Genomic DNA, 24,312 nt, shown 5'->3' with positions numbered 1-24,312 from the left:
GTCAGTTGATCAGGGTACCGAAGGCCTTGTCCGCCTCTATCACCTCGGGCAACTCGCCCAGCAGCAGCTCCAGATCCACGCCTTCCAGCAGCGGATTGGCCAGGGCCGCCTTGGCCTGGTCGTTGATGCCGCCGTGACGCCGCAGGACGAAGGAAATCAGGCGCGCCTGGGCGACCATGCGCGCCGGCGCGGAATCCTCGGGCGCATCCTGGGGATGCAACTGGTAGGCGATGGCATGTTGGATCACCACCGGCAGCTGCCAGCGGCGGGCCAGCTCGGCGCCCACCTCCGGATAGCCGAAGCCGATGGCCTGGTCGGCGGCCACCGGGGCGCGCTGCTCGGCGTCGATGCGCTCGGCGATGTCGGGCGCCGCGGTCCTGATCAGCAACTCGCCGATGCTGTGCAGCATGCCGCAGGTGAAGGCGGTCTCGGGATCGGCGCCGGCCTGGCGGGCGAGTACGCGGCAGATGCTGGCCACATCGAAGCTGTGCTGCCAGAAATCCCGTGGATCGAAGCTGGGGTTGTGGCGGAAGGCCGCGGTCACCGCCGAGGCCAGCACCAGAGTGCGCAGGGCGTCGAAGCCCAGGCGGATGGCGGCGCCTTCGATGCTGGTGGACGGTCGCACGCCGCGAAAGCGCACCGAGTTGGCCAGGCGCAGGACCTTGGCCGAGAGCACCGGATCCAGCGCCAGGTTGCGGGCGACGTCTTCGATGCTGCTGTCGGGATCGTCGAACTGCTGGATCAGCTCCTGAGCCACCTTGGGAATGCTGGGAAGGGTATGCAGGTGATCGAACAGAGCATCGATTTCCATGATGGCGCCTGGTTTGTTCTATACCGAGGGTGGGAGCTGATAAGTCGTTGAAAGGATGAACGACGGCCTGGGCACTGCCAAGCCTAGCCGAGAATCCACAGCGAAGAGCTTAGCGGGCCGGGCGCTGCGGTTTGCAGGACGAGCTGACCGGTGGCGTCATTTCGCCGCCGTCCGTTTGCTCGGTCCGCGCGCGGCGGTGGTCCTATGCGGTCTGGTCACAGGCGAAGCGATGACCAGACGTCTATTGTCTTGCTTGAGTCCGCTTTCCGCCGACGACGGGCCACGAATGGGATAGCATCCAGTGATATCAGTTGGCCACTAAATTTGGCGTTCGAGTTGTGCAATGACTTATCAGACTCACATTCGCCAGATGCTGCAGTTGCCCAATGTGCTAGCTCAGAGCACCGGCATCCTCGGCTGGTTGATCAGCGTGCTGATCAATCCCTTCCTGACCGCCGGGGTACCGGCGTGGGGCTGGCTGGCCTTCGCCGGCATGATCGGCTCCTGCCTGACCATGACCACTGCCCGGCGTTTCGCCGTCTGGCGCCTGTTCGCCCTGGTGTTCGTGCTGTTCGAGGCCCTGGCCTTTCGCTTCCAGATCCTCAGCATGGGCGAGGCCGGCCATGCCTGGATGATTCCCATGGCCATCGTCATCATCCTCGGCTCGACCATTCTGTTTTCCCATGTGCTCGACTACGGCATCGCCGCCGTGGCGGTCTGGCTGCTGCTGTTCTATGGCGAACTGGACACCATCACCGCGGCGGCCCTGCCGCTGTTCGTGGTCATGCTGGGGGCCAGCCTGGCGCTGGGGCTGCTGCTCAATGCCACCTTCGTACGCATCGTCGCCAGCACCCTGGAACTCAAGGAAAGCTATCGGCTGCAGGCGGAAACCGACGCCCTCACCGGGATCAGCAACCGACGCGCGCTGATGCTGGACATGGAACAGGTCTGCCGCGAGGGTTCGCCGTCCTGGTATTTCGTCATGCTCGACATCGACGACTTCAAGCGGATCAACGACAGATTCGGCCATGACGTCGGTGACCAGGTGCTCAAGGAGATGGCCGGCATCCTGGTCAGACACTTCCCGGGGGGACGCTTCGGGCGCCTGGGCGGCGAGGAATTCGGCGTGCTATTGCAGGCCGAGGATGAACGCCAGCTGGCGCAGCGACTGCAGGCGTTGCTGGACGACAGCCGCAGCAACACCTGCACCGGCAGCTGTTTTTCCTTCAGTGCCGGGGTGGCGCGCCTCGCGCCGGGCTATCAGCCCTCTGATCTGCTCAAGCAGGCCGATGGCGAGCTCTATCAGGCCAAGCGCGCCGGCAAGGACCGGGTGCATTACCGCGGCGGCATGATCTGCGGCTAGTCCCGTCCGCACGGCGCCCGGGCCACGCCTAGGGCGCCTGACCTTCCAGCGGCGGATGGGTGCGATTGCGGCCCAGGTGCTTGGCGCGGTAGAGCGCGGCATCGGCGCTGGCCAGCAGGTCGGCGGGCTGGGGCGGCGGGGTCTGGCCGGGCGGCTGGACGGCGATGCCGAGACTGACGGTGATGCGACCGAAGGGACTGGTGGCGTGGGCCACCTCCAGTGCCTGCAGGCGTTCCTGGACGGTGGCGGCCACGCGCTGGGCGCCGCTTTCGTCGCAGTTGGGCAGCAGCAGGACCATCTCCTCACCGCCGTAACGCGCCGCCAGGTCGCCCGGGCGCCGCGCCGCCGAGGCCACCACGCCGGCCACCGCCTGCAGGCAGCGATCGCCCGCGGGATGGCCATAGTGGTCGTTGTAGGCCTTGAAGTGATCGATGTCGATCATCAGCAGGCTGAGCGACTGGGCGTTGCGTTGCGCCCGGGCCAGCTCCACCGGCAGCAGGTTGTCGAACTGGCGACGATTGCCCAGCCCGGTCAGGCTGTCCCTGAGCGTCAGCAGGTGCAACTCGTCATGGGCCTGGCGCAGGGCCAGGGCGCTGCGTTCGCCGGCGCGGATCTCGCGCAGCAGGCTGAAGCCGAAGACCAGCATGCCGACGATGATGAGGCCGACCACGGTCACCGATCTCAGCATGTCCTGGCGCCAGCTGGCGAGGATGTCGCTCCTGGAAATACCGGCCAGGGCCACCAGCGGATAGCCCTCCAGGTGCTGGAAGGCATAGAGCCGCTCGCGACCATCGAGCATGGCGCGCACCAGGGCGGTACCGTTGGGCGCCTGGCTCACGTACTGGCGAAACAGGTCGCCAGAGGCCAGCGGGGTGCCGACGTGCTCGGGCAAATAGGGGCGGCGGACCATCAGGGTGCCGTCGTCCTGCGCCAGGGTGATGGCGCCGCGAGCGTCCAGCTTGAAGCGCTCGTAGTAGTCGACGAAGTACTGCAGGCGGATGGTGGCGAGCAGGACACCGGCGAAGCGGCCGTCGCGGTCTTCCAGGCGGCGTGATACCGGGATGATCAACTCGTGGGTGCTGCGACTCTCGATCACCGTGCCGACGTGCAGCACGTCGGCGGCGTGCTGGCGGTGGAACTGGAAATACTCGCGATCGGCATTGTTGGCCCGGGGCGGCTCGCTGCTCTTGTCGGTCACCCGCCATTCGCCGTCGCGATCGTAGACGAACAGCCCGTGCAGTTGCGGCAGGAGGGCGGCCTGGCGCGCCAGCAGGCGATGCACGCGGGGGCGGTCCAGCTGATCGAGGGGTTGATCCTCCAGGCGGTCGCGGATGCTGACCAGCAGCGAATCCGCTTCCTTGATGGCGTCGTCGGCATGCTGCGCCGCCGCCAGGGCGATGTTGCCGACGTCGCTGCGCGCGCTGGCGAAGGCGTTCTGGTAGTTGCGCCACACCTGCCAGGACTCCAGCGCCAGGATCACCGCGACGGCACAGACCAGCAGCCACAGCGCCCGGCGCTGGGTGGCCGGGTTCCGCGGTGGAAGGGGGGTATCGTCGGCGTCGACCATGGCGGGGTAGCTTCCTCGTCCTCGGTGTGCAGGAGACCGCGAGCCGGGCGATTCAGGCCACTACACGGAGATAAAAGTCAGATAAGTCTACAGTTTCGTCGGAATCTTGCAGAGCGCACGAATCCCCGAGGCGCAGCCGTGGTCACTAGCGATACAGCCGTCCTTGGGATGGCACCCTGCCAACTGCCCGACCGGGAGGTCAAAGATGTCGCAGATCGCCGAACAGATCGTCGAAGACGCCATGCAGCGCATCGAGGAAAACGAGTCGCAGCATGCCGCCGATCCCGTGCGCAACTTTTCCCTGACCCTGACCGATCCCGCGGAGATCCGGGTCGGCGCGGAGATCTACTTTCTTTTCGAACAGCGCCTGAAGGGGTTCTATCCGGATGCCCGGGTAGTGGTGCGCGGCCACGCCGCTGAGGGCTACAACATTACCGCCCAGGTCGAGCGCCGCCGCTCGGCCTGATGGCCCGGCCTTCACCTCGGGCTAGGTGCGGGCCAGCTTGACCAGTTGCCGGGCCAGCAACGGCCCGGTCAGCACCACCCCGATCAGGCGCAACGCCTGCATGGCCAGCACCAGGCCGACATCGGCATGGGCATCCACCGCGATGATGGCCATGGAATCCAGTCCGCCCGGACTGGTCGCCAGGTAGGCGGTCAGAAAGTCCACGTGCATCAGCCTCGCCATCAGCAGTGCCGAGAGGGCGCACAGGGCGATCAGCAGCAGCGAGGCGAAGATCATCTTTGGCAGGGCGCGCCAGACATAGGCGACCGTGGCCCGGTCGAATCTCAGGCCTACATAGCAGCCCATGGCGCCATAGGCCGCCGCGAGCAGCAGATGGGGCAGGGTGATGTCCAGCCAGCCATTGAGTTGCAGCAGGGTGCCCAGGGCGATCGGCAGCAGCAGCGCACCGGCAGGAAACAGCCGGCCGCCCAGCCAGCTGCCGGCAAGGGCCACCACCAGGGTCAGCGCCAGGTTGAAGGCGAAATGGCCGTCCAGGCTGACCACCGTCGCCTGATGCCCGGTGCCGCTGCCTTCGGCACCCAGCAACCGGCCGACCAGGGCACTGATCAGCACCACGCAGACCACCCGCACGTATTGCATGGTGGCGACGATGCGTGGATCGGCGCCGTATTCCTCGGCCATGGCCACCATGGCGGCCGCGGCGCCAGGCGTGGTGCCCCAGGCGGCGGTACTACCGGGCAGACCACCGAAGCGCACCAGCAGGGCGCCGGTGAGCAGGCTGAGCAGTACGGTCAGGGCAGTGGCCAGCAGCATCACCGGCCAGTGTTCGGCGACCGTGAGCAGCACCGCAGCGGTCATGGCATGGGCGATCAGGCAGCCCACCACGCCCTGGCCAGTCTGGAACAGCTGCCGCGGCAGGCGAATGGTGGCGCCGCAGACGCCAAAGGCGATGGCCACCAGCATGGGGCCGAGAAAGAGCGCCGCGGGTACCTGCAGCCAGCTGAGTCCGCCACCGACCAGGGCGGAGCAGAGGATCAGGGCCAGCCATTGCAGCAGTGGAGGATAGGGCGAGGGGACAGGCGGGGTGGGCAAGGCGGTCTCCGGACGGCGGGGGACCGGCGCGGCGTACCGACCCCGGGGCCGGCACGGGGCCGACCCTGGAGACGATTATACGACCTTTGCCGCTTTCAATGGCCTTTCAGTCGCTGAAAAAACCGTTGGCTAGCGCACCAGGTGCAGGAACTGCAGATGGCGTTCGTACTGGTCGAGCATGTCGTTGAGGATCTGCTCACGGTTGTAGCCCACCAGGTCGTAGTCCTGGCTACCTTCGGTGAGGTGCACCTCGGCACGGTAGTAGCGGCGGTTCTTCAGGTGCAGGCCGCCGATGCCGGCGCGGGCGAAGGAGGGCGTGAAGTAGCCCTGCATGATCACCTGGTAGATGAAGGGGTGCTCCTCGCCATGGCCGATGATGAGTTGCAGGTTGGCGTTGGTGGCGTCGAACTGGGTCTCCACCACCAGGCCCTTCTCCCGCGACACCTCGACCATCTCTTCCATAGCCGGGCGCACGGTGCTGTCCATGAAGCGATAGACCTCGTCCCGCGAGGGGAAGTACACCGCCTGTGACAGCCGCTGGCGCCAGCCGCCATGCCGGGCCTTGCCATTGGTCGCCACCGGCGCGAGCGAGTGCAGCCGCGCACGCTGGCGCTGGGTTTCCAGGTGCAGCGCCTTGTGCAGGCCCCACATCATCAGCAGCACCACCACCGAGAAGGGGAGCGAGGTCAGCACCACCGCTGATTTCAGCGCATCCATGCTGCCGGCGAACAGCAGGCCGCCCGTGACCAGGGCCACGGCCGCGCCCCAGAACACCCGCAACCACTTGGGACCGTCTTCATCGGCCTCGCCGCCGGTGGACGACAGGGTCGAGAGCACCACGGTGCCGGAATCGGCCGAGGTGACGAAGAAGACGAAGCTCACCAGCACGGCGACGCTGATCACCGCGCGGCTGGCAGGATAGGTCTCCAGGACCTGGTAGAAGACCATGGCCGGATCGGTGAGGGCGGTCTGCGCCAGACCGGTCATGCCCTGGCCGAGGACCAGTTCCAGGGCGCTGTTGCCGAAGATCGACAGCCAGGCCAGGGTGAAGCCCAGCGGGATGAACAGCACGCCGAAGACGAATTCGCGGATGGTGCGACCGCGCGAGATGCGGGCGATGAACAGCCCGACGAAGGGCGCCCAGGCGATCCACCAGGCCCAGTAGAACACCGTCCAGCCGCCGAGCCAGTCGGACGGCTCGTCATAGGCATAGAGGTCGAAGCTCTTGCCCGGCAATGCGGCGAGATAATCGCCGATGTTCTGGATCAGGGTGTTGAGCAGGTGCTGGGTCGGACCGGCGAACAGCACGAACAGCAGCAGGGCGACGGCCAGCACCATGTTGATGTCGGACATGATGCGCACGCCCTTGTCGACGCCGGACACCGCCACGGCGATGGCCGCGCCCATCATCAGCACGATGAGGATCAGTTGCACCCAGTGGCTGTGGCTGATGCCGAACAGGTAGTCGAGACCGGCATTGAGGTGCAGCACCCCGAAGCCCAGGTCGGCGCCGAGGCCGAAGATGGTGGCGATGATGCCGAAGGCGTCCACGGCGTGGCCGATGGGGCCGTTGATGCGCTTGCCGATCAGCGGATAGAGCGCCGAACGCAGCGCCAGCGGCAGGTTGTGGCGATAGGCGAAGTAGGCCAGTGCCATGGCCACCAGGGCGAACACGCCCCAGCCGTGCAGGCCCCAGTGCAGGAAGAGGATCTGCATGGCCTGGCGCGCGGCTGCCGGATTGCCGCCTTCGCCGGCCGGTGGCTGGGCGAAGTGGGTCAGGGGCTCGGACACGCAGAAGAAGAACAGGGTGATGCTGATGCCGGCGGCGAACAGCATGCCGGCCCAGGACAGGTAGCTGAACTCGGGTTGGTCGTGGTCGGCACCGAGCTTGATCTTGCCGTAGCCGGACAGCGCGGTGACCACCACGAACACCAGATAGAGCGACATGGCCAGCAGGTAGTACCAGCCGACCGTATTGGCGGCCCAGGTCTGGGCCTGCAGCAGCCAGGCGCCGGCCTGCTCGGGACGGCCGATGACCACCAGGGAAAACAGCAGGATCACTGCGGCCGCGCAATAGAAGGCGGGGGGATTCAGCTTTACGGTGCCGGATGAGGGCGTCGCACTCATGGGGACTCCTTGCAGACTGCCAAAGGGACGAATTCTTTTTTAATTGATCGTTCGATTAAAAAAGAATACCACAGGCGACCCCTGAGGTGAACGCTTCGAGTCGGCGCTGCGTTGAAAGTTGCCGTCTAGAGGTCTTGCTTATGCCGGTGGTCGACTTTGGTCGAGACCAGGCCGAACGGTCAGAACCGCGACCCCTTGGCAAAGTCTGTTGGTTATGACTCAGGCATCTTCTCCTCTCGGCTCCTATCGTCCGCTACTGCTTCTGGTAGAGGATGAGCCGTTGCTGCGCGAGCTGGCCACCGAGGCCCTGGAGTCCCTGGTGGACCTGCAGGTGGTGGCCGTGCCCACCGCCGATGCAGCCCTGAGCTACCTGGAGCAGACCGGTGCCCGCATCGACGTGCTCTTCACCGACGTGCGCATGCCGGGGCGCCTGGACGGCGAGGCCCTTGCCCAGCTGGTCTCCCAGCGCTGGCCGCACATCCCAGTGATCCTCACCTCCGGCGACCGCCTGACCGTCCCCCGCGGCGCCGGCCGCACCCGCTTCATGCCCAAGCCCTGGCATATCGACGACATGGCCAATTGCGTCAATGAGGTGCTGGGGCAGAGTCGGGTGGCTTGAGGGTATCTCGATCGGTTGTAAAGCCCGACCTATGACCGACTATTCCAGGGCTGATCTGGCTGGAGTCATGCCATGCGACCTTCTCTCGTCCTGGACCTGAAACGCGCTGTCATACGGGACGTTGCGTTACGTTTTCGAGTGGCCAATCCTCGGGTGTTCGGTTCGGTTCTCGAAGGTACCGATCAAGACGGCAGCGATTTGGATCTGTTGGTGGACGCCCTGCCAGGAGCGACCCTGTTCGACCTGGGAGGCCTGCAGGATGAGCTCGAGGAATTACTGGGCGTTCCGGTGGATCTGGTGACCCCCGCCGATTTACCTGGATCCTTTCGCGGGCAGGTTCTGCTGGCGGCACGACCGATATGAATCGCACGGCGGACTATCTGGCTCATATGCAACAGGCGGCCAGCGAGGCGCTAGGCTTTATCGAGGGTCTCACTCGGGAAGACTTCCTCGAAGACCGCCGGACACAGCAAGCGGTGGTCATGAGCCTGATCATCATCGGCGAAGCGGCGACCAAGCTCATGGCTGTGGACGAAGCCTTTACCCAGGCGCATCCACACATCCCGTGGCGCAGCATGAGAGGCATGCGCAATCGTATCGCCCACGGCTATTTCGACATCAATCTCGATGTGGTCTGGGAAACCGTCGTTACCGCTCTACCCGAACTTCTGGAATAACTGCGTCTGTTATTGGGAAAGTAGCTTCGTAGCGCGCTGTGCCCCCACCCCAAACCTCTCCCGAGGGAGAGGGGGCTGTCCGAGCGAGCATGCAGCTCAGTTAGCTCAAGGTCGATCGCGATCAGCCGTCACGCTCGGTGACGCACTCCGTTACCGGTCTCCCCGTAGCGTGGAAAACGGCGCAGCCTTTTCCACGGGTGGCTTTACCGTGCTACGCCCTCACCCCAACCCTCTCCCAAAGGGAGAGGGGGCGGTCCGAGCCGGCTTTCAGCTCCATTAGCTCTCGCAACATCACGATCAGCGATACTCGTAGGAGCGTTCGCATCGGCGAACCGCCATGGCGCATCGACTTGCCCTACGGCTGCCATTGCGGATCCTTGCCGCTCAGCTTGCGATCGAGGAAGAAGGCGGTGCTGATCAGCGCCAGGTGCGACAGGGCCTGGGGCAGGTTGCCGAGGGGGTAGCCGCGCTTGTCCAGTTCCTCGGCATAGAGGCCCAGGGGGTTGGCGTAACCCAGCAGCTTTTCGAACTCCAGGTGGGCTTCGTCGACGCGACCGGCGCGGGCCAGGCATTCGACGTACCAGAAGGAGCAGGCGACAAAGGCGCCTTCTTCACCCTTGAGATTGTCCGCCGGGGTGTCGACCGGGTTGTAGCGGCGGATCATGCCGTCGTAGGCCAGGTTGGTCTTGATGGCGTCCAGGGTGGACAGCCACATGGGGTCGGTGGCGCTGACGAAGCGCACCAGTGGCATCAGCAGCAGGGCGGCGTCCAGGCTCTTGCCGTGGCGGGTCGAGGTGAAATGACCCAGTTCGGCGTTCCAGAAGTTGTCCCAGATGTCTTCCTGGATGGCGGCGCGAGCGGCGTACCACTGTTCGTAGGGCATCGGCAGCGAGCGCTTGACCGACAGCCGCATGGCGCGGTCGATGGCCACCCAGCACATCAGCCGCGAATGGAGGAAATGCTCGGGATCGCCGCGCATCTCCCAGATCCCGGCATCGGGCTGATTCCAGTGCTCGCAGACGTGGTCGATCATCCGCACCACGTCCTTCCAGCCATGGTGGGAGATGGCTTCGCCATACTTGTTGGACAGGTAGATGGCGTCCATCAGCTCGCCATAGATGTCCAGCTGGACCTGCTTGTAGGCCTCGTTGCCGATGCGCACCGGACTCGAGTCGGCATAGCCGGCCAGGTGGTCGAGGGTTTCCTCGGGCAGGTCCAGGCCGCCGTCCAGGCGATACATGATCTGCAGCTTTTCCGGGGCGTTGTGGCTGTTTTCCACGCACTGGCCGACCCAGTGGGTGAAATCCTTGGCTTCCTGGGTGTAGCCCAGGCGCATGAAGGCGTAGACGGTGAAGGAGGCGTCGCGGATCCAGGAGGCGCGATAGTCCCAGTTGCGCTCGCCACCCAGGGCCTCGGGCAGGCTGAAGGTGGCGGCGGCGGCGATGGAGCCGTGCTTGCAGGAGGTCAGCAGCTTCAGCGCCAGGGCCGAGCGGGTGACCATCTCGCGCCAGCGGCCCTGGTAGTGGCTCTTGGCGGCCCAGGAGGTCCAGTAGGTCAGGGTGTCCTCGAAGCAGAGATCGCTCTGGCCGGCGACGACCTTGTCGTCCTGCGCGCAGCCAAAGACGAAGTCCAGTTGTTCACCCTGTTCCAGCTCGAACTCGGCCAGGGCCGCATTGCCGTCCACCCGCAGGGTGACGCTGGACGCCAGGCGCAGGGTCGGTTGGCCAGCGGCCTCGAACAGGGCACCGCCGTCCACCAGGCGGGCGCGGGTCTCGGCACGGGCATAGTCGTGGGCCGGAGCGCAGGCCAGGCGGAAACGGCAGCGCCCGGCGACCACCTGCACGCGGCGGACGATGCGCGGCTGGGTGTCCTCGCTGCTGCAGACCGGCATCAGGTCGGTGATCTCGGCGACCCCTTCCGCCGACAGCCAGCGGGTCTGCAGGATGTTGGTGTCCGGCAGATAGAGCTGTTGCTCGCGGGCATCGTCCCAGACCGGCGCTAGGCTGAAGTAGCCGGCCTTTTCCGAGTCGAGCAGAGCGGCGAATACCGAGGGGCTGTCCAGATTCGGCCAGCAGAAGTGGTCGATGGTGCCGTCGGTGGCGACCAGAGCGCAGGTGCGCAGGTCGCCGATGACACCGTGGGCGCCGATACTGCGGCGGCCCTGCACGGAGGTGGAATCAGCCATTGTCTTCGAATCCCGGATAGAGGCACATGCCGCCGTCGACGAACAGGGTGGTGCCGACGATGTAGTCGGCCAGGTCGCTGGCGAGAAAGACCGCCGCGTTGCCCACGTCGTCGACATGGCCGACGCGCTTGTAGGGGATCAGCCTGAGCAGTTCGCGGGCCTTGGCCTCGTCACCGGTCACCTCTTCGTTGATGGCGGTGGCGATGGCACCCGGGGCGATGCTGTTGACGCGGATGCCTTCGGCGGCGACTTCCTGGGCCAGGCTGCGCATCAGCAGATTGACCCCGCCCTTGGAGGCGGCGTAGTTGACGTGCCCGGCCCAGGGAATGACCTCGTGCACCGAGCTCATGTGGATGATCTTGCCCAGGGCCCGGGAGATGTTCTCGTCGCGGCCCTGCTGGCGGAACTGGCGGATCGCCGCCTGGGCGCAGAGAAACTGGCCGGTGAGGTTGGTGTTGATCACCGTGTTCCAGTCCTTGAGCGACATGTCGGCCACCGCAGCGTCCTTTTGCAGACCGGAGTTGGCGACCAGGATGTCCAGGCGGCCGAAGGCTTCCAGGGTGCGCTCGAACATCGCCTTGACCGCGTCCTCGTCGCCGACGTCACCGCCCACGGCGATGGCGCGGCCACCGGCATCCTGGATGCGCTTGGCCAGTTCTTCGGCGGGTTCGGCGTGGGAATGGTAGTTGATGGCGACGGCGGCGCCGGCCTTGCCCAGGGCTTCGGCGACAGCGGCGCCGATCCCGGAACTGCCACCGGTGACCAGGGCGACCTGGCCGTTGAGGGAAAGCTGCATGTCCAGACTCCTGCGCGGGAAAGGTGTCTGACTGCTGACCGCCCCGCTCGCGTCTAGGTTCAGCCCGCGAGCGTTGCCGGATGTTCAGGCACTGGTGGTGCGGAACAGACTCATGCGTCGCTCCAGGTCTTCGGCCAGCTCGGCCAGCTGACGACTGGCGCCAGCGATCTGCTGCGAACCACTGGCGGTTTCCAGGGTGGCCGAGTGGATGCGATTGATGTTTTCGTTGACCTCTTCGGCCACGGCGGTCTGTTGCGCCGCGGCGGTGGCGATCTGCGCATTCATGGCATTCACCGAGCCGACGTCCGCCTGGATGGCCACCAGGGCCGCGACGGCGCGCTGGGTCAGCTCGGCGGTCTCGTGGGCCTGGCCGCGGCTCTCTTCCATCTGCGCCGCGGCGCGTCCGGCGCCCTCCTGCAGGGTGGCGATCATGCCGCGGATCTCGCGGGTCGAGGCCTGGGTGCGGGTGGCCAGGTTGCGGACCTCGTCGGCCACCACGGCGAAGCCGCGGCCCTGCTCTCCGGCCCGGGCGGCCTCGATGGCGGCATTCAGCGCCAGCAAATTGGTCTGTTCGGCGATGCCGTTGATGACGGCGACGATGTTCTCGATGCTGGCGCTGTCGCTGGATACCTGCTGCACCGTGGCGCTGGCCTGCTCCAGGGCCTGCACCAGCTGGCCGATGGCCTGGCCGGAGCTGGCGACCAGCCGGTTGCCGGTGTCCACCTGGACGCTGGCGTTGCCGGTGGCCTGGGCGGCCTGGGCCGCGTAGCCGGCGACCTCGCCGATGGTGGCGGCCAGCTCGGTGACCGCGGCGGCCATGTGCTGGGCCTGGTTGGACTGCACGTCGGTGTGGCGCTGGTTGGTCAGGGCGGTGCTCTGCAACTGGGCGGCAGCGGCGGCGACCGAGCTGGCGGTATGGCGTACCTGGACGATGGTCTCGCCCAGGTGTGCAGTGGCGCTGCCCAGGGTGCCCATCACGCTGTCTGGATGGCGGGTGGCGGGGCGCTCGTCCAGCCGGCCTTCGGCCAGCCGGCGGATGGCGGCGGCCACGACATGGGGTTCGCCGCCCAGGGTCGCGCCCATCTGGCGAATGATCAGGATGGAGACGGTCACGCTCAACAGCAGGGCGAGGGCGCAGGTCACCAGCATCAGCCAGCGGAAGCCACCGGCGATGCCGCGGACCTCGGCCAGGTGCCCGCTGGCGATGGCTTCCTCGTGATCAATGAGCGCATTGATGCGCTTGAGCCACTCGACATAGGCCGGCGAGACACGCTCCAACAGGAACACCCGGGCGCCTTCCAGATCACCGGCCTGGCGCAGTTGCAGCAGGCGATCGGTCAAGGGCATGGCGGTGCCTTCGATGTCCTTGATGGCCGCCAGCAGGCGCTGTTCCTCGGACGTGGCGCCCTGGCTCGCGAACAGCTGATCCATGGGTTCGGCGGACTGGCGATAGAAGGCCTTGAGCCGGTCGATGTCGGCCAGGCGACTGGCCAGGGGCGCGGCGTCGTGGATCAGCACCGTATCGCGAATGGCGATGGCGCGGTCGTGCACGCTGCCGCGGAAGTTGATGGCATAGCGCTGCTTGACGCTGGCGCCCTGGCTGACGGCGGTCAGGGTGTCATCGATGACGCCGACGCGCTGCACGCCAACGAGGGTGATCAGCAGCATCAGCACCAGGATCAGGCCGAAGCCCAGGCCCAGGCGGGCGGCCATGGAAAGAGGGGTGCGCATGGAAACCTCAGGATTCTATCGGAATGTGATATGGATCACATTTTGTGGTAAAGGTTTGCGCGATAACCCTTTTCCAAGGCGAGCGGTCATAGCCTCGGGATGAATGGCCGTGCCAGAGCGACTGGCCGGGATTCAGCCGTCGCTGCGCGGCTCCGTCAGCCGGTCGCGCTTGGCCAGACCCGGGAACAGTTTCATCCAGACCCCGGTGATCACCAGGGTGCCGACGCCGCCCAGCACCACCGCCGGCACGGTGCCGAAGAAGTGCGCGGTGATCCCCGACTCGAATTCGCCGAGCTGGTTGGAGGCGCCGATGAACAGGCCGTTGACCGCGCTGACCCGGCCGCGCATGGCGTCCGGGGTTTCCAGCTGGACGAAGGAGCTGCGGATCACCACGCTGACCATGTCGGCGGCGCCCAGCACCACCAGGGTGGCCAGCGAGAACCACAGCGAGGTGGACAGCCCGAAGGCGATGGTGGCGACGCCAAACAGCGCCACCGAACCGAACATGATGCGGCCCACATGGCGATTGAGGCTGACGTAGGCGAGCAGGAAGGACATGCCCAAGGCGCCCACCGCCGGTGCCGAGCGCAACAGGCCCAGGCCCCAGGGTCCGGTGAGCAGAATGTCGGCGGCGAACACCGGGAGCAGGGCGGTGGCACCGCCCAGGAGCACGGCGAAGAGGTCCAGGGAGATGGCGCCGAGCACGTCCGGGCGACTCTTGATGAAGCGGATGCCGGCCAGCAGGTTGTCCAGGGTCGGCTTTTCCTTCTGGCTGGGCGTCTGCCGCGCCGGCAGGCTGGAGACCAGCAGGATGGCGATGCCATAGAGCACCAGCGCCGGGCCATAGACCCAGGCGGCGCCCAGGGCATAGAGCAGTCCGCCCAGCGCCGGAGCGATGATGGTGGCGCCCTGCATGGCCGAGGCCGCGGCGGCGATGGCGCGGGGAAAGATCGCCGGCGGCACGATGTTGGGCAGCAGCGCCTGGGTGGTGGGCTGTTCGAAGGCGCGAGCGGTGCCCAGGCAGAAGGCCAGGATAAAGATCAGTTCGCGGGTCACCGCCTGGTTGAGGCTGCCCACCAGCAGCACCAGGGCGATCAGTCCCTGGCCGGCCTGGCAGAGGGCGGCGACCCGGCGGCGGTCGTAGCGGTCGGCGACATGCCCGGTGTGCAGCATGAACAGCACCCGCGGCAGGAATTCCACCAGCCCCACCAGGCCGAGGTCGAGCACGTTGCCGGTGAGGGAATAGAGGTGCCAGCCGATGGCCACGGTGAGCATCTGGAAACTGCCGGCGGTGCAGATGCGGGCGAACCAGAAGGCGACGAAGGGACGGTGGTGACGCAGCTGTAGGGTATCGCCGGACATGACGGGGGCTCGCGAGGGCGGAGGCGGCATCTTAAGCCACCCTGAGGCTAATCGTCATACAACTGCGGGGGTGCGACAGCCTGCCCGATGCGACATCGAACCACGTAAGCAAATGTATCGAGGAGGACTATTCTAAGGCCTGACGTTGATCCACGTCAGCTTCCGACCTGGCCCTATGGGCTAGCCGCGGTGGCGCCTTATTTAGCGTCCCGCTAGAACCCCAGGCGACGCCGGAGGTTCGAACCTCGGTCAGCGTCAACTCGACCGGCTGCTCTCGACGGCCGGCGTGCCTGAGAGGAATAGCTATGTTCGGCCTCGAAGCCCTGGATCTCGCCCGGATCCAGTTCGCCTTCACCGTGTCCTTCCACATCGTCTTCCCGGCGCTGTCCATCGGTACCGCGAGCTTTCTCGCCGTGCTCGAAGGGCTGTGGCTGAAGACCGACAACCACGTCTACAAGGATCTGTATCACTTCTGGCTGAAAATCTTCGCGATCTTCTTCGGCATGGGCGTGGTGTCCGGTCTGGTGATGGCCTATGAGTTCGGCACCAACTGGAGCGGCTTCGCCGACTATGCCGGCGCCGTGACCGGCCCGCTGCTGACCTACGAGGTGCTCACCGCTTTCTTCATCGAGGCCGGCTTCCTCGGCGTCATGCTGTTCGGCTGGAATCGCGTGGGCCGCGGCCTGCACTTCTTCTCGACGGTGATGGTGGCCATCGGCACCCTGATGTCGACCTTCTGGATCCTGGCCTCCAACAGCTGGATGCACACCCCGAGCGGCTTCGAGATCGTCGACGGTCGCCTCGTCCCGGTGGACTGGCTGGCGGTGATCTTCAACCCGTCCTTTCCCTTCCGCTGGGCGCACATGACCATCGCCGCCTACCTGTCGGTGGCCTTCCTGGTCGGCGCCTCGGCGGCCTGGCACCTGTTGCGCGGCAACGACAACCCGGCCGTGCGCAAGATGTTTTCCATGGCCATGTGGATGGCGCTGCTGGTAGCCCCCATCCAGGCCTTCGTCGGCGACGCCCACGGCCTCAACACCCTGGAGCACCAGCCGGCCAAGATCGCCGCGATGGAAGGCCACTGGGAGAACCCCCCGGGCGAGGCGACCCCGCTGATCCTGTTCGGCTGGCCGGACATGGAACGCGAGGAAACCCGCTTCAAGCTGGAAATCCCGGTACTCGGCAGCCTGATCCTCAAGCACAGCCTCACCGAGCCGATCCCGGCGCTCAAGGACTTCCCCAAGGAAGACCGGCCGCCGGCCTATGTGGTGTTCTGGTCGTTCCGCATCATGGTCGCCCTGGGCATGCTGATGATCGCCGCCGGCCTGTGGAGCGCCTGGCTGCGCTGGCGCGGCAAACTGTTCGAGACCCGCGGCTTCCTGCGCCTGGTCACCTGCATGGGGCCGGTCGGTCTCATCGCCCTGCTGGCCGGCTGGTTCACCACCGAGGTGGGCCGCCAGCCGTGGATCGTCTACGGCCTCCTGCGCACCAAGGACGGGGTGTCCAACCACAGCGTCACCCAGCTGAGCATCACCCTGGTGGCCTTCGTGGTGGTCTACTTCGCCGTGTTCGGCATCGGCACCCTCTATGCGCTGCGCATGATCGGCAAGGGTCCGCACACCGGTGAAGGCGACCTGCCCACCTCCGGCGGCCCGGGCACCGATCGCCATCCCAAGCGTCCGCTGTCCGGCGCCGATGGCGGCCTGGAAGAAGACAATCCCACCGACCAGCTGACCGGAGACCGCACATGAACGGCATCCCTGGCATCGACCTCCCGCTGATCTGGGCGATCATCATCATCTTCGGCCTCATGATGTACGTGGTCATGGACGGCTTCGACCTGGGCATCGGCATCCTCTTCCCCTTCGTCAAGGGCAAGGAGGATCGCGACGTCATGATGAACACCGTGGCGCCCATCTGGGACGGTAACGAGACCTGGCTGGTGCTCGGCGGGGCAGGGCTCTATGGCGCCTTCCCGCTGGCCTACGCGGTGATCCTGCCGGCGCTCTACCTGCCGCTGATCTTCATGCTGATCGGCCTGATCTTCCGTGGCGTGGCCTTCGAATTCCGCTTCAAGGTCCAGGAAGGCAAGGAAGCCCTGTGGGACAAGTCCTTCATCTTCGGCTCGCTGCTGGCCAGCTTCTGCCAGGGCGTGGCCCTGGGCGCCTTCATCGAAGGCTTCCCGGTGGAGAATCGCCAGTACGTCGGCGGTCCGCTGGACTGGCTGACGCCCTTCTCGATGTTCTGCGGCCTGGGCGTCATCGCTGCCTATGCGCTGCTGGGCAGCACCTGGCTGATCATGAAGACCGAGGGCCCGCTGCAGGCCACCATGCGCCGCCTGACCAAGCCGCTGCTGTTCCTGCTGCTGGCCTTCACCGCGGTGGTGAGCATCTGGACCCCGCTGAGCCAGGCGGCCATCTCCGCCCGCTGGTTCAGCATGCCCAACCTGGTGTGGTTCCTGCCGGTGCCGATCCTGGTCGGCGTGGTGACCCTGGCCCTGTTGCGCGCCATCCTGCGCGAGGATTCGCACCATGCGCCCTTCCTGCTGACGCTGGCGCTGATCTTCCTCGGCTACAGTGGTCTGGGCATCAGCCTCTGGCCGAACATCATCCCGCCGGGCGTTTCCATCTGGGAGGCCTCGTCGCCGCCGCAGAGCCAGCTGTTCCTGCTCATCGGCACCCTGTTCATCATCCCCATCACCCTGATGTACACCTTCTGGGGCTACTACGTGTTCCGCGGCAAGGTACGCGCGGGGGAGGGCTACCACTGATGGTCGGCCGCTCGCGCGAACCCAACCCCGCCGACAACAAGCCGCTCTGGCAGCGGCTGGCCTGGATGGCCGGCATCTGGGCCTGCAGCCTGGTGGCGCTGGGCGTGGTGGCCTGGGTGCTGCGCCTGGTGCTGACGGCGGCGGGGCTCAAGTCGCACTGACCTGGCTTGGGTGTTGAGGTGGATGAGGCTGCGCCGTCATCCACCCTACGCGAGACCCTGTCCTGTGCTCGGAAGCTACCCTTTACGCTGGACAGCGCCCTCTCCCGCTTGCGGGGGAGGGTTGGGGTGGGGGAGAGCACTTAGGTTAGCTCGGGTCGCCAAGCTGATTTACGGCGTGTTTGGATAGCTCTCGTTCCGCCCCGCCGGGCGGGTCACTTTTTTCAGTCGCGGCTGCGCGCCCCGTAAAAAAGTAACCAAAAATGCTTGCCCTGATCATCCGGCCCTGCGCTGCGCTCCGGGTCCCCTCACTCCGCCGCCCTTCCGGCGGGCCGTCGTCGAAGGGCCGTCCTGGCCCTCGACGCCTTTCGCGGCATCCCTGCCGCTCACCCACCTCCATGACGGCTACGTTCGGCCTCCTGAGCAGGGCACTTGGGTGCCGGCTGAAAGTGTCCTTTTAAAAGGCTCGTCAGTTCTTCTTTTCTCCTGTTTCTTTGCGCCTCTAACTCATTAGGTCAGCAAGTTGAGAGGGCAGGACTGTTTATGACGGCAAACTCTCAGCCGGCACCCCAGTGCCCCGTTTAGCCGGCCGAACGGCAGCGTCGAGGAAGTGGGTGAGCGGCATGGATGCTGCGAAAGGGGCCGAGGGCCAGGACGGCCCTTCGGCCCCGCCCGCTGGAGCGGCGCTGACGTGAGGGTATCCTGCGCAAGGCGCAGGACCGGCCAGTCGGGGCGAGCGTTTTTGGTTACTTTTTTGGCGACTGCAAAAAGTAACCCGCCCGGCGGGGGCGGAACGAAAGCTATCCGAACACTCAGCAAATCAGCTCGACGCCTGACCTAAATGAGCACTCTACCCCCCAACCCTCCCCCGCGAGCGGGAGAGGGGGCTGTCTAGCGTGGAGGGGGCATCCGGCTTACAGGGATGCATCCTGCGTGGGAGCTCCGCTGGTGCTGCGAACCGGCTACCCCCAAACCTACAACTTTTCCCAGTTATCCCCCTCCCACCCGCCCGCTAGCCTGACCCCGTTCCCATCGAGACGAGGAAGGCATCCATGCAGGTTCAAGAAGGCTACGCCGATTTCCACGGCCACCAGACCTGGTACCGGGTCACCGGTGAGCTGGCCAGTGGGCGATTGCCGCTGGTGGTGGCCCATGGCGGTCCCGGTTGCACCCATGACTATGTCGACAGCTTCAAGGATTTGGCCGAGCACGGCTGGCCGGTGGTGCATTACGACCAGCTGGGCAATGGCCGTTCCACCCACCTGCGCGATATCGATCCGGGTTTCTGGACGGTGGCGTTGTTTCTCGACGAGCTAGACAACCTGCTGCGCCATCTGGGTATCGGCCAGTACGTGCTGCTCGGCCAATCCTGGGGCGGGATGCTGGCTGCCGAGCACGGGGTGCGTCAGCCAGCAGGACTGCGGGGAATGGTCATTGCCAATTCGCCGGCGTCCATGGCGCTCTGGCGCGAGGCCGCGGCCGGGCTGCGGGCCGCATTGCCGCCCGAGGTGCAGGCCACCCTGGAGCGTCACGAGGCGGCCGGCACCACCGACTCGCCCGAGTACCGCGCCGCCAGCGAGGTCTTCTATGCCCGTCATGTCTGCCGGGTGCAGCCGCTGCCAGCGGAGGTGGCGCGGACCTTCGCCGCCATCGACGCCGATCCCACCGTCTATCACGCCATGAACGGCCCCACCGAATTCCATGTCATCGGCAGTCTGCGGGACTGGAGCGTGATCGAGCGGCTGGCGCGGATCCAGGTGCCGACGCTGCTGATCTCCGGGCGTCACGACGAGGCCACGCCGACCTGCGTAGAGCCCTTCGATCGGCTCATCCCGGACGCACGCTGGCGCATCTTCGAGAATTCCAGCCACATGCCCCACGTGGAAGAACGCGAAGCCTGCATGGCCACGGTGGCGATCTTTCTCGCCGAGGTGGAGCGCCGCTAGAACCTTTTCAAAGTCTCGCGAGCTAGAGACAAACAAGGCGAAAATGGCTGAGGAAGCGGAGTTTACGAGTGGTAAATGAGCATTCCGAAGCCATTTTCAACGCAGTTTGGCCGACGCGCAGCTGACTTTGAACAGGTTCTAGGCCTCGGCGTCCAGGGCGGCGGCGATCTCGTCGATCCGGCTCTGGCGATCCTCGGCCTGCAGGCGCGGGCGTGGATTGAGCGCCGACCATTCCGGGTGGGCCCGGGCCACCTGCACGGCGGCGGGCAGCTTGCCCTCGCGCCAGCGCTGCTCGTCGGGGGCGGCCACCTCGATGGCGCCCTGGGCGGCATGGCCGCGGGTCTCCAGGGCCGCCAGCAGTTGCCGCTGCCGCAAGGCCAGCAGCCGCAGCACGGCATCGTCGATGGACAGTTCCCGTCCGCCGCGCAGCTTGCCGAACAGCCGCCGGCCATAGTGGCCACCGGTCTGCGCCAGGCCACCCGCCAGGGCGCCCAGCACCGTGGCGGCGCCCAGGGTCAGGCCGCCGGCGAGCAGGTCGAGGCCGACCCCGGCCGCGGCCCCGGCCGCCACCCCGCCGCCCAGGCGGATGCCCAGCAGGCGCAGGGTTTCCGGATTGAACAGATCATCGCCCCAGCGACCATCCAGCAGCGGCAGATCGCTGGCATGGGCATCGCCCGGGCGAAAGCCGAACAGTCGCAAGAGTTCTTCCACGCAGCGCTGTTCGCGAGTGCGCAGGGCGTCGCGCAACTCGGCGGTCGCGGTGCTGACCTCGGCTTCGCCTGGCGCCACGCTGCGTCGGGCGGCGGCGGCGTCCACCAGCAATTCGGCGATCAGCCGCACGCCTTGCTGATGGCGCCGGCGCGCCTGCTCGGCATGGTCGGCGATCAGCCGTTGCAGCGCCGGACGGCCGCTTTCCAGCAGGGTCGCCAGGCTTTCATAGAGACGCGCCTCGCCATCCGCCGGCGGGGCGACGCTGTCGAAGCGCACCAGGGCGTGCAGGCCAAGACGGGCCAGGGTGGCGCGCCAGTCGTCGGCACGGTGACCGTCGGCGGCGACGAAATTGAGCACCGGCACCAGCGGCCGCCCGCAACCGGCCAGCACCGCCAGCTCGTCGCGGTACTTGGCCAGCACCGGCTCGCGGGCGTCGATCACATAGAGCCCGGCATCGGAGGCGCGCAGTTGGCGGATCACCTTGGCTTCCTGCTCGAAACGCTGGCGGGCTTCCACGCTGTCGAGAAAGCGGTCGAGCAGGGTGGCGGCATCCAGGCGCTCGCCGGGGCGCTCCAGTTGCTCCAGGTAGTCGCGCAGGGCGATGGCGTCTTCCAGCCCGGGGGTGTCGTAGAGCTCCAGCAGCGCCTCGCCGTCCACCGACAGCCGGGCTCCCTCGACATGGCGGGTGGTGCTGGGACGATGGGAGACCTCGCCGAAGTCGACGTCGCGGGTCAGGGTGCGCAGCAGTGACGTCTTGCCGACATTGGTGTGACCGACCAGCGCCAGGCGCAGGGGGCCGCTCATGGATTCGTCTCCAGCCAGGCCAATTCTTCGAGATCGCCGGCGCAGTGTGCCAGACGCAGGGCGTCCAGCGCCTGCCGCCAGTTGTCCAGGCGGACCGGATCGAGCTTACTGCCCAGGGGTGCGGGCAATAGCCAGACGCGGGTCGCCGTGGCACAGCGCGACAATTCTGCCAGCAAGGTCAGGGTACCGCGATCCGGCGAACGGCGCGGATCGCAGGCGATCAGCAGGCGGCGCGCCGGATAGCGGGTCAGCTGTTCGAGCAGATGGCGCCGGCCCTGGCCATCGTCCAGGATGCCGGCGTCACGCACACCCTCGGGCAGCGGCGGCGGCCAGGTATGGTCGGTGAGTTCGATGCCCACCAGCAGCGCCTCGTCACCGGTGCGCGCCAGGCCGCCGGCGTCCTGCTGGGGCAGGTGCGCGGGGGCGGCGTCGTTCACGCCCAGGCGTTCGCTGGTGGGCAGCAGGCGTTCGCGCAGTTGCAGATAGCCGGGGCGCTCGACGTCCAGCCGCAGCCGTTGGCGACCGCGTCGCCAGCGCCACAGGCAGAGCAGGGTCAGCAGCAGCCGGGGCAGCAGGCCATAGACCAGCACCACGCCCAGCAGCCAGCCGGCCCAGGCCTGACGTGCCGTGGCCAGCGGGCTGGCGGCATCGCCACTGGCGGCGATACTGGCCGGATCGGGCAGCGGAAAGCCCAGCAGCTGGGGTAGGGCGCCAAGCACCTGGGTGAGCAGCACGAAGGTGTCGCTGCCGAGCAGGGTGGTCTCCCAGACGAACAGGTAGCTGCGCCCGGAAAGCAGCGCCAGCAGGGTCGCCAGGGCGCTGCCGAGGATCAGCAGCCAGAGACCGTGCACCAGCCCCCCCAGCGCCCAGGGCAGCAGGCGGGCGCGGCCGAGCAGCCCGACCAGCGCCGGACCCAGGTGCAGGGCCCGGGCATCGCGCGCCAGGCGACCGGAGAGCCACAGCCAGAGGCGCGCCAGTGGCGAGGCCAACTGGCGGCCGCCGCCCAGCAGGCCAAGGGTCCAGACCAGCAGGCTGAGCAGGTTGAGACCGAGCAGACTGCCCAGCGCCCAGAACACATTGACCGGGCGACTGCCGTCCCCCAGGGCTCCGGCGGCCAGCCCCGCGCCGCAGAACAGCGCGACGACGCCCAACAGCCAGGCGGCCAGCAGCGCGCCCTGGCGCCAGCGGCGCCGTGCCGCCAGCAGACCGTCGCGCTGGCCGAGCAGGCGGGCGCGCGTCACCAGCCGCGATTCGAAGGGGCCACCGGCCGCACGCGCCTGGCGATTGGCCTCGGCGTCTTCCAGCGGGCCGCTGTCTTCTTCGGTCAGGCGCAGGGCTTCGGTGAGCCAGAGATCCTCGAAGGCGGGAGAGGGGAGTGCGGTCACGCGTCGGCGCCCTTGCGGCAAAAACGCCGAGCATAGTCCCTGGCGCCCTGGCTGTTAACGCCTCTGTTATGCTCTGTCACCATGAAAACCTCTCTTCCCCTGAGCCTGATCGTCGCCGTGGCCGACAACGGCGTCATCGGCATCGACAATCGTCTCCCCTGGCACCTGCCGGCGGAACTCAAATATTTCAAGGCCGTGACCCTCGGCAAGCCGCTGGTCATGGGTCGCAAGACCTGGGACTCCCTGGGCCGCCCGCTGCCGGGCCGGCTGAATCTGGTGGTCTCCCGTCAGACTGATCTGGTGGCCGAAGGTGCCGAGGTACGGGCTTCGCTGGCCGCTGCCGTGGAGCGCGCCGAAGCCTGGGCGCGGGAGCGCGAGGCCAGTGAGATCATGCTGATCGGCGGCGCCCAGCTGTTCGCCGAGGCCCTGCCGGTGGCCCAGCGGCTCTACCTGACCCGCGTCGCCCTGGCGCCGGCCGGGGATGTGTTCTTTCCCGCCTGGAACGAGGCCGAGTGGGCGCTCGTCTCGCGGCAGGAGCACGCCGCCGAAGAAGACCGTCCTGCCTATGCCTGCGAGGTCTGGGAGCGCCGGGCCTAGGATCGGTCGCGACACCTGCGTTCTTTTGCCGATTTCCTCCGGCGCTAAGCAAAGCCTAAGGCTGCCCTGGCATAAGGGAGGCTGAGGCGAGCCGCTTGGGCGGCCGGAGGGTGCAGACGTGATGGCGATCGACAGCCAGATGCAGACAACGACGGCAGGCACTCGACCTGCCAGTCCAGGCACGACCGGCAACCAGACCATACCCACGGCCGACAGCGGTCAGGCTGACGCTGCGTCCAGTGGCAGCGCCGTCGCCGTGGACCTGTCTCCTGCCGCCCAGTTGATCGCCGGTCTGCTGCCGGGGCAGTCGAGTGGCAATGCCGATCTCGACGGCTTCATGCAGATCCTCCAGCAGCAGATCCGCAGCCAGGGCACCGACGCCGCCGTGCTCGGTGAACTGCCCCAGGGCGCCAGTGCCGACCGCGTGCAACTGGCCAAGCAGGCGGCCAATCATCTGCTGGTGGGCTATTACGGGGCCGACAGCCGCTTCGCCGATGCCTCCACCCAGGATCCCTTCGCCAATCTGGACAGTGACAGCCTGACCCGGATCGCGGGTGACGACTCCGGTACCTTCACCCCGGCCGAACGTCAGCTGGCCTATTTCGAAGGGGCGCAGCGTGGCACCGATGGCGCCAACCTCGCCTATGCCGATCTTTCTTCGCAGGACCACGGTGCCGCGTCCTGGAACTGGGCGCCTGCCGCCACCGAAGATGCCGGCATCCTCAGGACCCTGAATCCGGGCGCGCCAGACTGGCAATCGGGTCAGTTGAACATCCAGCTCATCGATGGCCTGAGCGCTGGCGGGGTGGCGACGGCGGCGGCTCAGGAAACGGCCGCGCTGTCGGCGCCGACCTTTGCCGTCACCAGCGGGGCGGATGGCACGCCCCAATGGACGACGCAACCGGCGGACGGGCAGAACGCCGGCGCGAGCACCGCGCTGGATGGCAGCATCCTTACCCAGATGACCGGCACGACGACGGCGCCGGCGCTGTCGCTCTATCGCCAGATCGCTGCCTACGCCGGTTGGTAGGTTGGGTTGAGCGCAGCGAAGCCCAACGGTGTCAGGCAGTGTGCGGGGCTGTTGGGCTTCGACGCTGGAGCCGTCTCAACCCAACCTACGCGGGCCGGTAGGTTGGGTTGAGCGC

Annotated in this window: 21 protein-coding genes; 11 read left to right on the top strand and 10 right to left on the bottom strand. The window is 66.8% G+C overall.

Annotation, left to right across the window (positions count from 1 at the left end; translation table 11 throughout):
• Position 1: 1 nt before the first annotated feature.
• On the bottom strand, positions 2-814 hold the full coding sequence (locus FHR73_RS12270; protein ID WP_311629831.1) for an HDOD domain-containing protein: 813 nt from the start codon (positions 812-814) through the stop codon (positions 2-4).
• Positions 815-1,154: 340 nt separating this feature from the next.
• On the opposite strand from FHR73_RS12270, the gene FHR73_RS12265 reads away from it, so the two are divergent.
• Positions 1,155-2,174, top strand: coding sequence for a GGDEF domain-containing protein (locus FHR73_RS12265; RefSeq protein WP_183631440.1), 1,020 nt, complete (start codon positions 1,155-1,157; stop codon positions 2,172-2,174).
• 28 nt (positions 2,175-2,202) lie between these two features.
• On the opposite strand, the gene FHR73_RS12260 is transcribed toward FHR73_RS12265, so the two are convergent.
• A complete protein-coding gene (locus FHR73_RS12260; RefSeq protein ID WP_183631438.1) occupies positions 2,203-3,741 on the bottom strand; it encodes a sensor domain-containing diguanylate cyclase in 1,539 nt (512 codons plus the stop codon).
• Between the two features lie 205 nt (positions 3,742-3,946).
• Here FHR73_RS12260 and FHR73_RS12255 point away from each other — a divergent pair, with 205 nt between their 5' ends.
• Positions 3,947-4,207 (top strand): hypothetical protein, encoded by a 261-nt coding sequence (locus tag FHR73_RS12255; protein ID WP_007162574.1) that lies wholly within the window; start codon positions 3,947-3,949, stop codon positions 4,205-4,207.
• A 21-nt stretch (positions 4,208-4,228) separates the two neighbouring features.
• Here FHR73_RS12255 and FHR73_RS12250 read toward each other — a convergent pair whose 3' ends face one another.
• Together FHR73_RS12250 and betT are read right to left on the bottom strand one after the other, a co-directional pair.
• Positions 4,229-5,299 carry an AbrB family transcriptional regulator gene (locus FHR73_RS12250; protein WP_183631436.1) on the bottom strand — a complete coding sequence of 357 codons (1,071 nt, stop codon included), beginning with the start codon at positions 5,297-5,299 and terminating at the stop codon, positions 4,229-4,231.
• Between the two features lie 129 nt (positions 5,300-5,428).
• Positions 5,429-7,393 (bottom strand): choline BCCT transporter BetT, encoded by a 1,965-nt coding sequence (gene betT, locus FHR73_RS12245; protein WP_183631585.1) that lies wholly within the window; start codon positions 7,391-7,393, stop codon positions 5,429-5,431.
• Positions 7,394-7,640: 247 nt separating this feature from the next.
• Here betT and FHR73_RS12240 point away from each other — a divergent pair, with 247 nt between their 5' ends.
• The 3 genes from FHR73_RS12240 to FHR73_RS12230 all read left to right on the top strand — a co-directional run bounded on the left by FHR73_RS12240 (position 7,641) and on the right by FHR73_RS12230 (position 8,722).
• Positions 7,641-8,045, top strand: a complete 405-nt coding sequence (locus tag FHR73_RS12240; protein WP_260175679.1) for a response regulator — start codon at positions 7,641-7,643, stop codon at positions 8,043-8,045.
• A gap of 72 nt (positions 8,046-8,117) precedes the next feature.
• A complete protein-coding gene (locus FHR73_RS12235; protein WP_183631434.1) occupies positions 8,118-8,408 on the top strand; it encodes a nucleotidyltransferase family protein in 291 nt (96 codons plus the stop codon).
• The gene (locus FHR73_RS12230; protein WP_183631432.1) at positions 8,405-8,722 is read left to right on the top strand and encodes a DUF86 domain-containing protein; all 318 of its coding nucleotides are present in this window, start codon (positions 8,405-8,407) and stop codon (positions 8,720-8,722) included. The genes FHR73_RS12235 and FHR73_RS12230 overlap by 4 nt, the downstream gene beginning before the upstream one ends.
• 355 nt (positions 8,723-9,077) lie before the next feature.
• On the opposite strand, the gene FHR73_RS12225 is transcribed toward FHR73_RS12230, so the two are convergent.
• The 4 genes from FHR73_RS12225 to FHR73_RS12210 all read right to left on the bottom strand — a co-directional run bounded on the left by FHR73_RS12225 (position 9,078) and on the right by FHR73_RS12210 (position 14,796).
• Positions 9,078-10,907, bottom strand: a complete 1,830-nt coding sequence (locus FHR73_RS12225) for a glycoside hydrolase family 15 protein (protein WP_183631430.1) — start codon at positions 10,905-10,907, stop codon at positions 9,078-9,080.
• On the bottom strand, positions 10,900-11,703 hold the full coding sequence (locus FHR73_RS12220) for an SDR family oxidoreductase (RefSeq protein WP_183631428.1): 804 nt from the start codon (positions 11,701-11,703) through the stop codon (positions 10,900-10,902). The genes FHR73_RS12225 and FHR73_RS12220 overlap by 8 nt, the downstream gene beginning before the upstream one ends.
• 84 nt (positions 11,704-11,787) lie before the next feature.
• The gene (locus tag FHR73_RS12215) at positions 11,788-13,434 is read right to left on the bottom strand and encodes a methyl-accepting chemotaxis protein (RefSeq protein ID WP_260175678.1); all 1,647 of its coding nucleotides are present in this window, start codon (positions 13,432-13,434) and stop codon (positions 11,788-11,790) included.
• A 132-nt stretch (positions 13,435-13,566) separates the two neighbouring features.
• The gene (locus tag FHR73_RS12210; protein WP_183631426.1) at positions 13,567-14,796 is read right to left on the bottom strand and encodes an MFS transporter; all 1,230 of its coding nucleotides are present in this window, start codon (positions 14,794-14,796) and stop codon (positions 13,567-13,569) included.
• Between the two features lie 305 nt (positions 14,797-15,101).
• On the opposite strand from FHR73_RS12210, the gene FHR73_RS12205 reads away from it, so the two are divergent.
• The 4 genes from FHR73_RS12205 (at position 15,102) to FHR73_RS12190 (ending at position 19,670) form a co-directional block, all read left to right on the top strand.
• Positions 15,102-16,547 (top strand): cytochrome ubiquinol oxidase subunit I, encoded by a 1,446-nt coding sequence (locus FHR73_RS12205; RefSeq protein ID WP_183631424.1) that lies wholly within the window; start codon positions 15,102-15,104, stop codon positions 16,545-16,547.
• Complete coding sequence (cydB, locus tag FHR73_RS12200; protein ID WP_133862893.1) at positions 16,544-17,566, top strand: cytochrome d ubiquinol oxidase subunit II; 1,023 nt, start codon at positions 16,544-16,546, stop codon at positions 17,564-17,566. The genes FHR73_RS12205 and cydB overlap by 4 nt, the downstream gene beginning before the upstream one ends.
• On the top strand, positions 17,566-17,727 hold the full coding sequence (locus tag FHR73_RS12195; RefSeq protein WP_017640936.1) for a DUF2474 domain-containing protein: 162 nt from the start codon (positions 17,566-17,568) through the stop codon (positions 17,725-17,727). The genes cydB and FHR73_RS12195 overlap by 1 nt, the downstream gene beginning before the upstream one ends.
• A gap of 1,049 nt (positions 17,728-18,776) precedes the next feature.
• Complete coding sequence (locus FHR73_RS12190; protein WP_183631422.1) at positions 18,777-19,670, top strand: proline iminopeptidase-family hydrolase; 894 nt, start codon at positions 18,777-18,779, stop codon at positions 19,668-19,670.
• A 138-nt stretch (positions 19,671-19,808) separates the two neighbouring features.
• On the opposite strand, the gene FHR73_RS12185 is transcribed toward FHR73_RS12190, so the two are convergent.
• Both FHR73_RS12185 and FHR73_RS12180 read right to left on the bottom strand, forming a co-directional pair.
• A complete protein-coding gene (locus FHR73_RS12185; protein ID WP_183631420.1) occupies positions 19,809-21,185 on the bottom strand; it encodes a GTPase/DUF3482 domain-containing protein in 1,377 nt (458 codons plus the stop codon).
• Positions 21,182-22,570, bottom strand: coding sequence for a DUF2868 domain-containing protein (locus tag FHR73_RS12180; RefSeq protein WP_183631418.1), 1,389 nt, complete (start codon positions 22,568-22,570; stop codon positions 21,182-21,184). Before FHR73_RS12180 ends, FHR73_RS12185 begins: the two co-directional genes overlap by 4 nt.
• Before the next feature lie 81 nt (positions 22,571-22,651).
• On the opposite strand from FHR73_RS12180, the gene FHR73_RS12175 reads away from it, so the two are divergent.
• Both FHR73_RS12175 and FHR73_RS12170 read left to right on the top strand, forming a co-directional pair.
• Complete coding sequence (locus FHR73_RS12175; protein WP_183631416.1) at positions 22,652-23,167, top strand: dihydrofolate reductase; 516 nt, start codon at positions 22,652-22,654, stop codon at positions 23,165-23,167.
• A 256-nt stretch (positions 23,168-23,423) separates the two neighbouring features.
• Positions 23,424-24,197 carry a hypothetical protein gene (locus FHR73_RS12170; protein WP_311629781.1) on the top strand — a complete coding sequence of 258 codons (774 nt, stop codon included), beginning with the start codon at positions 23,424-23,426 and terminating at the stop codon, positions 24,195-24,197.
• Positions 24,198-24,312: the final 115 nt, after the last annotated feature.

The organism is Pseudomonas sp. AS2.8 (genome assembly GCF_014190935.1).
In the GTDB taxonomy this organism is placed as follows: Bacteria; Pseudomonadota; Gammaproteobacteria; order Pseudomonadales; family Pseudomonadaceae; genus Chryseomonas.
Note: the sequence above shows the minus strand (reverse complement) of the source record. Positions and strands in the feature narration are given on the sequence as shown.